The organism is Streptomyces sp. PTL18, assembly GCF_059510295.1.
In genome coordinates this window covers 59,406-73,883 of the sequence record NZ_JCAJZO010000007.1, presented here as the reverse complement: position 1 = coordinate 73,883, position 14,478 = coordinate 59,406, and the positions used below count along the sequence as shown (strand labels likewise).

The following is a 14,478-nucleotide window of genomic DNA, read 5'->3' as shown; positions in this document are numbered from 1 at the left end:
GAGGACCGACGGCGGTGCGCCGCCCGGCCGACCGTCACTCCGCCGGTCCGTCTTCAGCGACCCCGCGGTCGAGGGCGGCGACCTCGCGCACGGCCCCGGCGACGGCCTGGTAGTCCTTTCTCACGATCGCGCCGTGGTTGCTGGGGACCTTCGCGCTGACGCGGATGTTCGCGTTGCGGGCGGTCACCGCATCGAGGCCGGCGCGTATCCGTTCCTGCTCATCACCGCGGCTTCCGAGGGACGTGCCCGAAGCGACCACGTACCGCACCGGGACGGTGATGTTGTCCAGCACGGGGCCCAGTTCCTGCTCGCGGGAGAGCCTGCCGAGCTCGATGTTGCTGTTCGCCTGTTCTTCGGCGGTCATCCGCGGGGTCAGGCCAGTCGGGCGCAGCAGCGGCGTGATCCAGCCCATCCGCCGAAACAGCTTCCGGATTCGCTGCTCCATGGCCTCGTCGAGCCAGTCGTGCGGGAACGCGCCGTCGACCAGGACCGCGCCCACGGTACGGGCGGGATGACGGTCGGCCCAGTGCGCGGCGACGACCGCTCCGTAGGACCACCCCACCAGCAGTGCCCGGTCCACGGCCCTGGCCGCGAGTACGGCGTCGACATCGCGGACGGCGGCCTCGAAGGAGTAGTCCGCCGAACACTTCGACTTCCTGCCGCGGGCCCGCTCGTCGTAGGTGATGTGCCGCCACCCTGTTCCCAGTTCGGCGACGACCCGCCGCCAGTAGCCCTGGGTGGCGAACTGGCCGTTGAGGTAGAGCACGGGGATCCCGGGGCCGCCGCTGTCGGTGACGGCCAGGGCCGTGTCGTCGACCGGCACCATGCCGGTCCACTGTGCATGGGCCGAGGAGGTGCTGTTCTTCCTCATGGGTCTCCCTGGTCGTGTGAAGTGTCTTGTTCGACTTCTCCGGGCGCTGCGCCTGGAGCGCGGGCCCCCGGGGACGGGCGGCCGGGTCGTCGGCGGTGACCGCGCGGATCGCGGTCGCGGTCGACCCGGCCGGACAGTCCTGGCTCTGCTCGTTCGGGGCTGCGGGTCAGAGGCTGCGGGCGGCGATGTCGCCGTGGGCGGTGGTGGCGCGGATGTCGAGTTCGGCAGTGCCGTCGTTCTTGAGGGCGTTGCTGATGCGGCCGTGGCCGGTGCCGGCGTCCAGGGATGCGGAGACTCCGCGGGCGGCGACGATCGAGATGTCGCCGGACTCGGTGCGCAGCACGACCGTGCCGCGCCCGGCCTCGGCGATCCGGATGTCGCCCCTCGCCGTGCTGATCTCCGCGGAGCCGCCCAGCCGGCCGACCTCCACGTCCCCGTCGACCGCGGTGAGGCGGAGGCTCGCGGCCTCGTCGATCTTGATCTGACGATACGCGCCGTCGAAGACGAGGTCGCCGAGGCGTCCTACGCCCCGGAGTTCGGTGGCGGCGGCCTTCGCCTCGATGCACGAGCCGGCGGGCAGCCGGACGGTCACCTCTACTGCTCCGGAGGGGCCGAAGAGCCGGCTCGTCGCCTCCGGGGCCTCGATCCGCAGGACGCCGTCGCCGTAGGCGACCTCGACCTGCTCCGCCGCCTTCACGTCACGGCTCCTGGAGGCGTCCGCGGGCAGGACCTCGACCGTGGTGTCGGCCCGGTCGGCGGCGATGAGCCGGATGCGTCCCGCGGGGAGGGCGAGGACGGCGGAGACCGGGGCGGGGGTGTCGAACTTCTGCATGGTGCGCTCCTGTCGGCTCGTTGTTTCCGATGACAGAAACGCTACGTTGCATTCAAGAAGTTGGCAACAAGCTCGTTGCGTCTGATCAGCATTCATGCAGGTGGCGCTCAAAAATCGTTGCAATAACTCTGCAGCGTAATGCAACACCCTCCTGCATTCGTTGCAATGAATTGAAGGTGAACGCCATGGCCGACACACCCCACGCCACGAAAATGCCGCCCATGCCGTCCGCAGCGCGGTGCCGCACTTCGAGCGGCGGGGCAGACGGCAGCGCGCTCGTAGTGGCGCCGATCACCGGGTGGAAGCCCGGCCGCACATCGTCGTACGCCTCGGCGAAGGCGGCGGAGATCCACCTCGCCGCCGCACTCGGCCAGGAGCCGGGTCCGCGCGACATCCGGGGTGAATGCGCTCAGTCCGGGTTCGGTGATGTTCGAAGGCGGGGGTCGGGCCCGGTTCCGGGACAACCGACCTGAGCAGTCCAAGGCTTTCGTCCGCGACGACTTCCCCCGTGGACGGCTGGTCGAGTTGCGCGAAGTGGCGGACGTGGCGTGCTTCCTCCTGTCGGCCCGCGCCGGCGGAATCAACGGCGCCGACGTCTGCGTGGACGGCGCCCAGGACCACCCGGGCGCGGGTCGGCTCCATCCGCAGCGGCCGCGGAGCAGGCGCACCCCGGCACGGTCCACCACCCCGGCGCCGATGACCCGTCAGCCGCCCCCCGGCGACGATCCGGGCTCAGCGCACGATCCGGCCCGGATGTGCCCCGGTTCCCCTTCCACGGGGCAGGACAACGAGGTGGTGGTCCGTGGCCGGCCGGTGTCAGCCGTGGGCCGCCGCCAGGTGTTTCGCCAGACGCGGCGACGCGAACTCCGTGCCGCAGACGAACCGCATCACCGGTCCGTACGAGGCCGCCGCCGGCAGGCCCGTGAAGTACAGGCCCGGGACCGAGGACACACAGCCCGCGCCGAGCTTCGGCGCGCCCAGGCTCACCGCCAGCCGGGTGCGCAGTTCATGGCCCAGGAAGCCCATCGCGGAGATGTCCACCCGGTAGCCGGTCGCGGCGATGACGTGGTCCGCGGTCAGTTCCTCCGTGCGGCCCGTGTGGGTCCGGACCGTGAGGGCCGGGCTGCCGGCCCTCACGGACGCCCGGATGACGGCGGCGATCTCGCGCACCCGCACCTTCTCCTGGAAGCGGTCACGCAGCCACCACGCGCCGAGCGGGCCGAGGACGCGGCGCACCAGATAGTGGCGGGTCCGGGCGGGCAGGAAGCGGTAGGGGTGCGGGTAGTAGCTCAGCGCCCACAGGGACCAGGCCCGCCCGAAGGGCGACTCGGGGCGCAGCTTCGGCTGGTCCCACGGGGGCGCGCCGAAGGCGACCTTCCCGCTCCCGCGCGCCACCACACGCACCCGTGCGCCCGCCTCGGCCGCCAGCGCCGCCGTCTCCAGCGCGGACTGGCCGGCGCCGACGACCAGCAGTTCCTTGCCGGAGAACCTGCTGAGGTCGTGGTGCTGGGAGCTGTGCGAGACCGGGCCGGTGGGCGTGGGGCCGTCGGCCGCCGCGGCGGCCAGTTCCGGCGGAACGTGGGCGAGGCCCGACAGCCCGGTCGCGACCACGACCGCCCGGGCGGTGAACAACTCCCCCGAGTCCAGCTTGAGGTCGAAGCCGCCGCCCTTGCTGCGGTCCACGGAGACCACCCGGACCCGCTCCAACTCGGGCAGCAGCGTCTGCTGGAACCACTCCCCGTACGCGATGAACGTCTCCACCGGGATGATGTCCTCGTCCGTCACCAGCCTGCGGATGCCCGCCGCGTCGCAGTAGTCGGCCAGGGTGTGGCCGCGCCGGGGCGCGTCGATGCTCGAGGCGGCGGGGGTGGACTTCAGGAGCATGCCCGCGGGCATGTTGTCCCGCCAGCCGACCATGGGCTCGCCGAAGACGCGGACCGGAAGACCGCGCCCGCTCAGATGGGCGGCGGTGGACAGGCCGAACGGCCCCGCGCCGATGACTGCTACCGGTGGAATCACGAAGTCCCTCCCCAGGACGCGACGTGCCTACTTCGTGGCGGAGCGCGTAGGACTCCGACGTACCGGACATACGACTACGACGTACCGGTCGTGCGCCTACGACGTACCGGTCGTGCTGCCGCGGCGGTTGGTACGCCACAGCTGATAGAGGTGCTTCGCGCCCGGCCGCACGAAGCGCGCGAGCATCGTGATGAACGGCAGTGGGTCGTCCCCCGCGAACCAGGCCAGTTCCGTGCCGCTCGCACGGGCCGGTGCGTGCGGTGTCGTGTAGCCGCTGCGGCGGTAGGCGAGCAGGGCGGGCAGATCGATGTTCTCCACGATGTACCGGTGGCCGGCCCGCTGTTCCCCCTCCGGTACGGCCCGGCCGGTCAGGTCCAGGTGCATGGCGCGGACGACGTCCACCCCCGACTCGTTCTCGAACAGCCGGAACTGGGCGCCCACGCGGGGGTTGAAGTCGAGCAGTTTGTAGCGGCCGTCGCGGCGGTCGAAGCGGAGGTCGAGGTCCACGATGCCGGTGAAGCCGAGTTGTTTGACGAAACGCGCGGCGAGATCGGCGAGTTCCGGGTTGTCGACGACGTACGCGTTCGCCGTCATGCCCGCGTGGGGCGGCCAGGAGCGGACCTTGACGCCGGTGAACAGGGCGAGCGGGGCGGAGTCCCGGTCGAAGTAGGCGTGCACGATCCAGTCCTCGGCCTCCTCCCGGGGCAGGTACTCCTGGAGGATGACGCCCGGGTGCTCGCCCCAGTCGCGGGCGAGCCTGAGCAGCCCCTCAGGGGTGGTGATCTTCGTGGTGCCCCCCACCGCGGGCCGTTCCCGGCGTACGAACGCCTCCCGGTTCTTGGCCACGAGAGGGAAGCGGGCCTTGTCGGCGAAGCGCAGGATGTCGTCGTACGACTGCGGGAAGGCGGCCCGGGGGCTCGGGATGCCGTGTTCCCTGCACAGTTCGTGCAGGCCCTGCTTGCTGGCGAGGCGGCGCGGGAGCCCCGCGTCCACCCTGGGGAACAGGAAGGGTCCGGTGAGGGCGTCCTGGTGCTCGGCGATCAGGACCGCGGCCTCCTCGTCGGTGGGGACGAGGACCGTCGGCCGGCCGATACGGCGCCCGACGCGCAACAGGCCCTCCACGAGCCGCTCCCGTGCCTCGGTCCCGGTGGTCGGCCATACGAAGGCGCGCCGCAGATAGCGGGAGACCGCGGCCGGTGTGTAGCGGTCCTCCGTGATCGCGTACATCGGTATGCCGAGCCGGCCGAGGCTGCGGATCGCACCGACCCCGCCGTGGTGCAGCGGGTAGTCGCCGAACTTCACGATGAGCCCCGGCACATCGCGGTCCACGTCGAACGGCACACCGCCGGTGCTCCTGGCCACGGGTCCCCCCACGTGTCCCCCCTACGGACCGGACCCACCCCGTCCGTGTCCCCCAAAGGACGCTAAGCCGGAATAGAACCCTCCGACAAGAGCAATACGGACATTGCAAACTCTTTAGACACTGCCCAAGGCAGGTGACTCACCCGTAACGTGTGCGGTGACCACATGGAACGCACCCCCATGCATGGCACACCCGAAGTGCACGAAAGCGAGGCAGCATCCCATGCCCCCCTTCGACGTTCCCGAGGGCGACCCCTTCGGTCCGCACAATCTCCCGTACGGCGTCTTCTCCCCCGCCGGCTCCGACGAGCGGCGCGTCGGCGTCCGTCTGGGCGACCACGTGCTCGACGCGGGCGCGGCGGCCACGGCGCTCGGCTCCCCGTACGCCTCCCTGCTGGCGCGTCCGTCCCTGAACCCGCTGCTGGCCGCGGGCCGCACCACCTGGTCGGATGTGCGGCGGGCGCTGACGGCGTGGGTGACGGTGCCCGCGCACCGCGAGACCCTCGAGCCGCTGTTCCACCCGCTCGCCGAGGTGACGCTGCACCTGCCCTTCGATGTCGCGGACTACGTCGACTTCTACGCCTCCGAGAACCACGCCCGTAACGTCGGGCGGATCTTCCGCCCGGATGCGGCGGACTCCCTGACCCCCAACTGGAAGCACCTGCCGATCGGCTACCACGGCCGGTCCGGCACGGTGGTGGTGTCGGGCACGGATGTCGTACGGCCGTCGGGGCAGCGCAAGGCGCCCGCCGACCCGGCTCCGGTCTTCGGGCCGTCCGTCCGTCTCGACATCGAGGCGGAGGTGGGCTTCGTGGTCGGCCTGCCGTCGCGGTGGGGGCAGCCGGTGCCGCTCACGGCCTTCCGCGACCATGTGTTCGGGCTCTGCCTGCTCAACGACTGGTCGGCGCGGGACATCCAGGCCTGGGAGTACGTGCCGCTCGGGCCGTTCCTCGGCAAGTCGTTCGCCACCTCGGTCTCGGCGTGGATCACCCCGCTGGACGCACTGGAGGAGGCACGGGTGGCCCCGCCCGAGCGCACGCATCCGCTGCTGCCGTACCTGGACGATGCCGAGGAGGAACCGGGGGGCTACGACCTGCGCATCTCCGTCGCGATCAACGGCCACGTGGTCGCGGAGCCACCGTTCTCCACCATGTACTGGACGGCGGCCCAGCAGCTGGCGCACATGACGGTGAACGGCGCGTCCCTGCGCACGGGCGACCTCTACGGCTCCGGCACGGTCAGCGGCCCGACGGAGCGCGAGCGGGGCTCACTGCTGGAGCTGACGTGGAACGGGCGCGACCCTCTCGAACTTCCGGACGGTAAACGGACGTTCCTGGAAGACGGCGATGTGGTGACACTGACGGCATGGGCACCGGGGCCGGACGGGACGCGCGTGGGGCTCGGGGAGGTGACGGGCCGGGTGGTGCCGAGCCTGCCCTAGTGCTGGCAGCCGGCGTAGCCGCGGGCAGCCGGCCCGTCCCACGGGGGCCGCGTCACGCTCGCCAAGGCCCTCGGTACGGCGGGCGCGCAAGGCCCCGGTGGCGGGGGCCCGGCGGAACCGGACAGCGTCCTGTCCGCCCTCGCGGGCCTCACCGGCGACCCGGACGCCCTGGTCCGTGCCGCCGTCTACGGAGCGCCGGCCACCGCCGGCTCCCGCCACCGCTCGCCGCCCACGCCCCGGCCGACCCGCCCTGACCGACCCGCCCCGGCCGACCGCCCCGGCAGGTCCGCGCCGGGGGCCGCCGCCGCGCTCGCCGCCGGCCTCGGGGTGGCCGTCCCCGCCCTCGCCAAGGCCCTGGCCGACCTCGACGCGGACGTCCCGGAGGCGAGGCGGCCGTCCGGGCGCTGACCCGGCACAGCGGCGCCGCCGACGCCCGGGCGGCGTCGCCACGGCCACGGCGGACTCGGACGCGGACGTCAGGGTGTACGCGGCCCGTGCGCTGTGGGCCCCGCCGGGCGGCTCATATCCAGTCGTCCGGCTCCGGCTCGTCGGGCGTCCCGGGCCAGTCCTCCGGCTCCGGATCGTCGCCGGGCCCCGCGGCCTGCGGCGTGTTCGGTGCCTGCTCCAGCGAGGCGAGCACTGCGAGCGCCCCCTCGCCGTAGGTGGCCAGCTTCTTCTCACCGATTCCGCTGATACCGCCGAGCTGGGCCATCGACGTGGGCCAGACGGCGGCGATCTCGCGCAGCGTGGCGTCGTGGAAGATGACGTACGCCGGGACGCCCTGCTCCCGGGCCTGTTCGGCACGCCAGGTGCGCAGCGCCTCGAAGGCGGGGGCCAGCTCGGGGGGCAGCTCCGCGACGGCGGCCTTCGGCTTGCGGTCGGACCGGGCGGACGGCGACGACGACCGGGGAGCCGCCTCGGGCTTCTTCTGCTCCTTGCGCAGCGGAACCTCGCACTCCCGCCGCAGCACCGCCCCGCTGGCCTCGGTCAGCACCAGCGTCCCGTACTCGCCCTCGACCGCGAGCAGCCCCTGCGCCAGCAACTGGCGGATGACGCCCCGCCATTCGCCCTCGGTCAGTTCCTCGCCGATGCCGAACACGGACAGCTGGTCGTGGTCGAACTGGATGACCTTGGCGGTGCGCCGCCCCAGCAGGATGTCGACGATCTGCACGGCGCCGAACTTCTGCCGCCGCTCCCGGTCCAGCCGCCAGACCGCGGACAGCACCTTCTGCGCCGCGATCGTCCCGTCCCAGGTGTCCGGAGGCTCCAGGCATGTGTCGCAGTTGCCGCAACCACCCGGCTGCGGGTCCTGGCCGAAGTAGGCGAGCAGCTGGCCACGGCGGCACCGGACGGTCTCGCACAGCGCCAGCATCGCGTCCAGGTGCGCCTGGGCCCGGCGGCGGAACACCTCGTCGCCCTCACCGGACTGGATCAGCTTGCGCTGCTGTATGACGTCGTTCAGTCCGTAGGCCATCCAGGCCGTGGACGGGAGTCCGTCGCGGCCCGCGCGGCCCGTCTCCTGGTAGTAGCCCTCGACCGACTTCGGCAGATCCAGGTGCGCGACGAACCGCACGTCCGGCTTGTCGATGCCCATCCCGAAGGCGATGGTGGCCACCACGACCAGGCCGTCCTCCCGGAGGAAGCGGGACTGGTGGGCGGCGCGGGTGCCCGCGTCCAGGCCCGCGTGGTACGGCACCGCCTCGATCCCGTTGCGGGTGAGGAACTCGGCCGTCTTCTCCACCGAGTTCCGTGAGAGGCAGTAGACGATGCCGGCGTCGCCGGCGTGCTCCTCGCGCAGGAAGGCGAGCAGCTGCTTCTTGGGGTCGGCCTTCGGCACGATCCGGTACTGGATGTTGGGCCGGTCGAAGCTGGCCACGAAGTGGCGGGCCCGCGGCATGTTCAGCCGCTGGGTGATCTCCTGGTGCGTGGCATGCGTGGCGGTCGCCGTGAGAGCGATCCGCGGGACGTCCGGCCAGCGCTCGCCGAGCAGGGACAGCGCCAGGTAGTCGGGGCGGAAGTCATGGCCCCACTGGGACACGCAGTGCGCCTCGTCGATCGCGAAGACCGAGATCTTGCCCCGGGAGAGGAGGGCCAGCGTGGACTCCAGGCGCAGCCGCTCCGGCGCCAGGTAGAGCAGGTCCAGCTCGCCGGCCAGGAACTGCGCCTCCATCACGCGCCGCTCGTCGAAGTCCTGCGTGGAGTTGACGAACCCGGCGCGCACGCCGAGCGCCCGCAGGGCGTCCACCTGGTCCTGCATGAGGGCGATGAGCGGGGAGACGACGACTCCTGTGCCGGGTCTGACCAGGGCCGGGATCTGGTAGCAGAGCGACTTGCCGCCGCCGGTCGGCATGAGCACGACGGCGTCACCGCCGGCCACCACATGCTCGACGACCGCTTCCTGCTCGCCGCGGAAGGCCTCGAATCCGAAGACCCGGTGCAGCGTGGCCAGAGTCTCGTCCCCACCGTCCACCGCCCGCGCGACCGCCTCGGTCATCACAGCCGTCCCGTCCATCGCCCGTCCCCCGTCAGTCGTCCTTCGACCACTGCGTCCACGATAGGGGTCCGTGCCGACAGCCCTGGAGTTGTCCACAGGTGGGGATCTTCCGCGAGCGGACGAAGACGGACCTTCCGTTCCCCGTCGACCTGGACCTCACCCGGATCGACGGGACCTCACCCAGATCAAGACGCGCCACGCCGACAAGCAGTGGCCCTGAGCAGCGCGCGGCCCGGCACCCCCCGAGCGGGTGCCGGGCCGTCGCGTGCGGGTGCGGGCGCCTCAGCGCACGAACACGCCCGCCTGGCTCGCCAGGTCCAGGAAGTACTGCGGTGCCACGCCCAGGGCCACCGTGACCGCCACGCCGAGGCCGATCGCCGCCATCGTCAGCGGGGACGGGACCGCCACCGTCGGGCCCTCCGGGCGCGGCTCGCTGAAGAACATCAGCACGATCACCCGGATGTAGAAGAACGCCGCGATCGCCGACGAGATCACACCGATCACGACCAGCGGGATCGCCCCGCCCTCCGCCGCCGCCTTGAACACGGCGAACTTCCCGGCGAAGCCGGAGGTCAGCGGGATGCCCGCGAAGGCCAGCAGGAACACCGCGAACACGGCCGCCACCAGTGGGGACCTGCGCCCGAGTCCGGCCCACTTGGACAGGTGCGTCGCCTCGCCGCCCGCGTCGCGGACCAGGGTGACGACCGCGAAGGCGCCGATCGTCACGAAGGAGTACGCGGCCAGGTAGAACAAGACCGAGGACACGCCGTCACGGGTCGTCGCGATGACACCCGCGAGGATGAATCCGGCGTGCGCGACGGACGAGTACGCCAGCATCCGCTTGATGTCGGTCTGCGTGATCGCCACGATCGCACCGCCCAGCATGGTGACGATCGCGATCGCCCACATCACCGGCCGCCAGTCCCAGCGCATGCCCGGCAGCACCACGTACAGCAGCCGCAGCAGCGCGCCGAACGCCGCCACCTTGGTCGCCGCCGCCATGAAACCGGTCACCGGTGTCGGCGCACCCTGGTACACGTCCGGCGTCCACATGTGGAACGGCACCGCCGCCACCTTGAACAGCAGGCCCATCACGACCATCGCGGCGCCGACCAGCAGCAGCGCGTCGTTGCCCATGGTGTTGGCGAGCGCCGGGTCGACGTTCGTGACCGTGCCGTCGACGACCTGCGCGATCCTCGCGTACGACACGGAGCCCGCGTAGCCGTACAGCAGGGCGATGCCGAACAGCGTGAACGCGGAGGCGAAGGCGCCGAGCAGGAAGTACTTGACCGCCGCCTCCTGCGACATGAGGCGCTTGCGCCGGGCCAGCGCGCACAGCAGGTACAGCGGCAGCGAGAAGACCTCCAGGGCGACGAAGAGGGTCAGCAGGTCGTTCGCCGAGGGGAAGACCAGCATGCCGCCGACCGCGAACAGCAGCAGCGGGAACGCCTCCGTCGTCGTGAAGCCCGCCTTCACGGCGGCCTTCTCGCTCTCGCTGCCCGGCACGGACGCGGCCTGGGCGGCGAAGGAGTCGGCCCGGTTGCCGTGCGCCTCGGGGTCGAGACGCCGCTCGGCGAAGGTGAACACGCCGAGCAGGCCGGCCAGCAGGATCGTCCCCTGCAGGAACAGGGACGGTCCGTCGACGGCGAGTGCGCCCATCGCCGCGATATGGGCCTTGGTGGTGCCGTATCCGTGGGCCGCGAGCCCCACCACCGCGGAGAACGCGGCGACGAGTGCGACGACGGACACGAACACCTGCGAGAAGTAACGGGACCTGCGCGGCACGAACGCCTCGATCAGCACTCCGAGGAGCGCCGCACCGATGACGATCAGCGTCGGCGACAACTGTCCGTATTCGATCTTCGGCGCCTGGATCTTTGCGATCGGGTCGGCCGCGGTTGTCCACAGGCTGTGGACGGCTGCTGCGCTCACTTGGCCGCCTCCACCTCGGGCTTGGGATCGGTCTGGTGTACGTCGGACATGGTGTGCTGGACCGCCGGGTTGACCAGGTCGGTGACCGGCTTCGGGTAGACACCCAGGAAGATCAGCAGCGCGATCAGCGGGACGACCACCACGAGTTCGCGGACCCGCAGGTCGGGCATCTCGGCGACCTCCGCCTTCACCGGGCCCGTCATCGTCCGCTGGTACAGGACGAGGGTGTACAGCGCGGCGAGGACGATGCCGAAGGTGGCGATGACGCCGATCGCCGGATGGCGGGTGAAGGTGCCGACGAGGACGAGGAACTCACTGACGAACGGCGCGAGACCCGGCAGGGACAGCGTCGCCAGGCCGCCGATCAGGAAGGTGCCGGCGAGCACCGGTGCGACCTTCTGCACGCCTCCGTAGCCCGCGATCAGACGCGAGCCGCGGCGCGAGATGAGGAAGCCCGCCACCAGCATCCAGGCGGCCGTCGAGATGCCGTGGTTGACCATGTACAGCGTCGCACCGGACTGACCCTGGCTGGTCATCGCGAAGATGCCCATGATGATGAAGCCGAAGTGCGAGATCGACGCGTAGGCCACCAGCCGTTTGATGTCGCGCTGGCCGACCGCGAGCAGCGCCCCGTAGAGGATGCTGATCAGGGCCAGGACGAGGATGACCGGTGTCGCCCACTTGCTGGCCTCAGGGAACAGCTGGAGGCAGAAGCGCAGCATCGCGAACGTGCCCACCTTGTCGACGACCGCCGTGATCAGCACGGCGACCGGGGCGGTGGCCTCCCCCATGGCGTTGGGCAGCCAGGTGTGCAGCGGCCACAGCGGCGCCTTCACCGCGAAGGCGAAGAAGAAGCCGAGGAAGAGCCAGCGCTCGGTGCCGGTCGCCATGTGCAGCGAGCCGTTCGCCCGCGCCTGCACGATGTCCGGGAGCGAGAAGTTGCCCGCCTGCACATACAGGCCGATCACCGCGGCCAGCATGATCAGGCCGCCGGCCAGGTTGTAGAGGAGGAACTTCACGGCGGCGTACGACCGCTGCGTGGACGCCGCCTTCTCGCCCTGCTCGTGGGCGCGGTCCCCGAAGCCGCCGATGAGGAAGTACATCGGGATGAGCATGGCTTCGAAGAAGATGTAGAAGAGGAAGACGTCGGTGGCCTCGAACGAGATGATCACCATCGCCTCGACGGCCAGGATCAGGGCGAAGAAGCCCTGTGTCGGCCGCCAGCGCCGGCTTCCGGTCTCCAGCGGGTCGGCGTCGTGCCAGCCCGCCAGGATCACGAACGGGATCAGCAGCGCGGTGAGCGCGATGAGCGCCACCGCGATGCCGTCCACGCCCAGCTCGTAGCGCACCCCGAAGTCCTTGATCCACGGCTGGGACTCGGTGAACTGGTAGCGGGCACCGCCCGGATCGAAACGGAACCCGATCACGGCGGCGAGCGCGAGCGTGGCGAGCGAGACGACCAGTGCGAGCCACTTGGCGGCGGTGCGCTGTGCGGCCGGTACGGCTGCCGTGGCGATCGCCCCCACGGCCGGGAGCACCGCCGTCGCTGTCAGCAGGGGAAAGGACATCGCTATCAGACCGCCCTCATCAGCAGGGTCAGGGCGACGAGCACCGCCGCACCGCCGAACATCGAGACCGCGTACGACCGTGCGTAGCCGTTCTGCAGGCGGCGCAGCCGTGCGGACAGGCCGCCGACCGAGGCCGCCGTGCCGTTGACGACGCCGTCGACCAGGGTGTGGTCCACGTACACCAGGGAGCGCGTGAGGTGCTCTCCGCCGCGGACGAGGACGACGTGGTTGAAGTCGTCCTGGAGCAGGTCGCGCCGGGCGGCCCGGGTGAGCAGGGAGCCGCGCGGGGCGACGGCCGGGACGGGCCTGCGGCCGTACTGCACCCAGGCGATGGCCACACCGATGACCAGGCACACCATGGTCGACGCGGTGATCGTCAGGGCACTGACCGGCGAGTGGCCCTCGCTGTACCCGGTGACCGGCTCCAGCCAGTGCAGGAAGCGGTCGCCGATGCTGAAGAACGCACCGCCGAAAACCGATCCGACCGCCAGCACGATCATCGGGATCGTCATGACCCCCGGCGACTCGTGCGGATGCGGCTCGGCGTGCTCGCCCCGGGTCTCGGCGGCGGGCTCCACGCTCGGTTCGGCGGGGGACGGGGTCGGGGCGTGGCGCCAGCGCTCCTCGCCGAAGAACGTCATCAGCATCACGCGCGTCATGTAGAACGCCGTGATGGCCGCGCCCAGCAGGGCCGCGCCGCCGAGGATCCAGCCCTCGGTGCCGCCCTTCGCGAACGCCGCCTCGATGATCTTGTCCTTGGAGAAGAAGCCGGACAGGCCCGGGAAGCCGATGATCGCCAGGTAGCCGAGGCCGAAGGTGATGAACGTGATCGGCATGTACTTCCTGAGGCCGCCGTAGCGGCGCATGTCGACCTCGTCGTTCATGCCGTGCATGACCGAGCCGGCGCCGAGGAACAGCCCGGCCTTGAAGAAGCCGTGCGTCACCAGGTGCATGATCGCGAAGACGTAGCCGACGGGGCCGAGGCCCGCCGCCAGCACCATGTAGCCGATCTGCGACATCGTCGAGCCGGCCAGCGCCTTCTTGATGTCGTCCTTCGCGCAACCGACGATCGCACCGAACAGGAGCGTGACGGCGCCGACGACGGTGACGGCCAACCGGGCGTCGGGCGCCGCGTTGAAGACGGCCCCGGAGCGGACGATCAGGTACACGCCCGCGGTCACCATGGTGGCGGCGTGGATCAGGGCCGAGACAGGGGTCGGGCCCTCCATGGCGTCGCCGAGCCAGGACTGCAGCGGCACCTGGGCGGACTTGCCGCACGCGGCGAGCAGCAGCATCAGTGCGATGGCGGTGAGCTTGCCCTCGGACGTGTCCCCGACGTGGCCGAAGACCGGTCCGAAGGCGAAGGTCCCGAACGTCGTGAACATCAGCATGATGGCGATGGACAGGCCCATGTCGCCGACGCGGTTGACGAGGAACGCCTTCTTCGCCGCGGTCGCCGCGCTGGGCTTGTGCTGCCAGAAGCCGATCAGCAGGTAGGAGGCGAGACCGACGCCCTCCCAGCCGACGTACAGCAGCAGGTAGTTGTCGGCGAGGACGAGCAGCAGCATCGCCGCGAGGAACAGGTTGAGATAGCCGAAGAAGCGGCGCCGGCGCTCGTCGTGCTCCATGTACCCGACCGAGTACAGGTGGATGAGCGAGCCGACGCCGGTGATCAGCAGGACGAACGTCATCGAGAGCTGGTCGAGCCGGAAGGTGACGTCGGCCTGGAAACCGGCCACCGGCACCCAGCTGAACAGGTGCTGGGTGACGGTCCGGTGATCGGCGGCCTTCCCCAGCATGTCGGTGAGGAGGACGGCACCGAACACGAAGGAGGCGGCGGCGAGCACCGTGCCGAGCCAGTGGCCGACGGCGTCCAGCCTTCTGCCGCCGCACAGCAGGACGGCCGCTCCGAGCAGGGGCGCCGCGATCAGCAGCGCAATCAGGTTCTCCACGATTCTC

Annotated in this window: 10 protein-coding genes and 1 pseudogene; 2 read left to right on the top strand and 9 right to left on the bottom strand. The window is 71.0% G+C overall.

What is annotated here, in order from left to right; all coding sequences use genetic code 11:
* Positions 1-34: 34 nt before the first annotated feature.
* From AC5WS8_RS15575 to AC5WS8_RS15565, 3 genes are all read right to left on the bottom strand, one after another.
* Positions 35-871, bottom strand: a complete 837-nt coding sequence (locus AC5WS8_RS15575) for an alpha/beta fold hydrolase (protein ID WP_496103983.1) — start codon at positions 869-871, stop codon at positions 35-37.
* Between the two features lie 166 nt (positions 872-1,037).
* Positions 1,038-1,703: a DUF4097 family beta strand repeat-containing protein gene (locus tag AC5WS8_RS15570; RefSeq protein WP_496103982.1), complete on the bottom strand. Its 666-nt coding sequence runs from the start codon at positions 1,701-1,703 to the stop codon at positions 1,038-1,040.
* A gap of 85 nt (positions 1,704-1,788) precedes the next feature.
* Complete coding sequence (locus AC5WS8_RS15565; RefSeq protein WP_496103981.1) at positions 1,789-2,097, bottom strand: hypothetical protein; 309 nt, start codon at positions 2,095-2,097, stop codon at positions 1,789-1,791.
* 5 nt (positions 2,098-2,102) lie between these two features.
* On the opposite strand from AC5WS8_RS15565, the pseudogene AC5WS8_RS15560 reads away from it, so the two are divergent.
* Positions 2,103-2,300: pseudogene (locus AC5WS8_RS15560) on the top strand (SDR family oxidoreductase); the annotation flags it as partial.
* Between the two features lie 219 nt (positions 2,301-2,519).
* On the opposite strand, the gene AC5WS8_RS15555 reads toward AC5WS8_RS15560, so the two are convergent.
* Together AC5WS8_RS15555 and AC5WS8_RS15550 are read right to left on the bottom strand one after the other, a co-directional pair.
* Positions 2,520-3,722, bottom strand: coding sequence for an FAD-dependent oxidoreductase (locus tag AC5WS8_RS15555; protein ID WP_496103980.1), 1,203 nt, complete (start codon positions 3,720-3,722; stop codon positions 2,520-2,522).
* Positions 3,723-3,818: 96 nt separating this feature from the next.
* Positions 3,819-5,063, bottom strand: a complete 1,245-nt coding sequence (locus AC5WS8_RS15550; protein ID WP_496104227.1) for a carboxylate--amine ligase — start codon at positions 5,061-5,063, stop codon at positions 3,819-3,821.
* A gap of 244 nt (positions 5,064-5,307) precedes the next feature.
* Here AC5WS8_RS15550 and fahA point away from each other — a divergent pair, with 244 nt between their 5' ends.
* A complete protein-coding gene (gene fahA, locus AC5WS8_RS15545) occupies positions 5,308-6,525 on the top strand; it encodes a fumarylacetoacetase (protein WP_496103979.1) in 1,218 nt (405 codons plus the stop codon).
* 520 nt (positions 6,526-7,045) lie between these two features.
* Here fahA and recQ read toward each other — a convergent pair.
* From recQ to nuoL, 4 genes are all read right to left on the bottom strand, one after another.
* Positions 7,046-9,037 carry a DNA helicase RecQ gene (recQ, locus tag AC5WS8_RS15540; protein WP_496103978.1) on the bottom strand — a complete coding sequence of 664 codons (1,992 nt, stop codon included), beginning with the start codon at positions 9,035-9,037 and terminating at the stop codon, positions 7,046-7,048.
* A gap of 264 nt (positions 9,038-9,301) precedes the next feature.
* Positions 9,302-10,951 (bottom strand): NADH-quinone oxidoreductase subunit NuoN, encoded by a 1,650-nt coding sequence (nuoN, locus tag AC5WS8_RS15535; RefSeq protein WP_496103977.1) that lies wholly within the window; start codon positions 10,949-10,951, stop codon positions 9,302-9,304.
* A complete protein-coding gene (locus AC5WS8_RS15530; RefSeq protein WP_496103976.1) occupies positions 10,948-12,519 on the bottom strand; it encodes an NADH-quinone oxidoreductase subunit M in 1,572 nt (523 codons plus the stop codon). The genes nuoN and AC5WS8_RS15530 overlap by 4 nt, the downstream gene beginning before the upstream one ends.
* Before the next feature lie 5 nt (positions 12,520-12,524).
* A complete protein-coding gene (gene nuoL, locus AC5WS8_RS15525; RefSeq protein WP_496103975.1) occupies positions 12,525-14,471 on the bottom strand; it encodes an NADH-quinone oxidoreductase subunit L in 1,947 nt (648 codons plus the stop codon).
* Between the last annotated feature and the right edge of the window lie 7 nt (positions 14,472-14,478).

Bases quoted from the DNA above. Each gene is read 5' to 3' on its own strand.
- AC5WS8_RS15530 (WP_496103976.1), bottom strand. From the start codon at position 12,519: ATGTCCTTTCCCCTGCTGACAGCGACGGCGGTGCTCCCGGCCGTGGGG.
- AC5WS8_RS15575 (WP_496103983.1), bottom strand. From the start codon at position 871: ATGAGGAAGAACAGCACCTCCTCGGCCCATGCACAGTGGACCGGCATG.
- AC5WS8_RS15570 (WP_496103982.1), bottom strand. From the start codon at position 1,703: ATGCAGAAGTTCGACACCCCCGCCCCGGTCTCCGCCGTCCTCGCCCTC.
- recQ (WP_496103978.1), bottom strand. From the start codon at position 9,037: ATGGACGGGACGGCTGTGATGACCGAGGCGGTCGCGCGGGCGGTGGAC.
- fahA (WP_496103979.1), top strand. From the start codon at position 5,308: ATGCCCCCCTTCGACGTTCCCGAGGGCGACCCCTTCGGTCCGCACAAT.
- AC5WS8_RS15565 (WP_496103981.1), bottom strand. From the start codon at position 2,097: ATGTCGCGCGGACCCGGCTCCTGGCCGAGTGCGGCGGCGAGGTGGATC.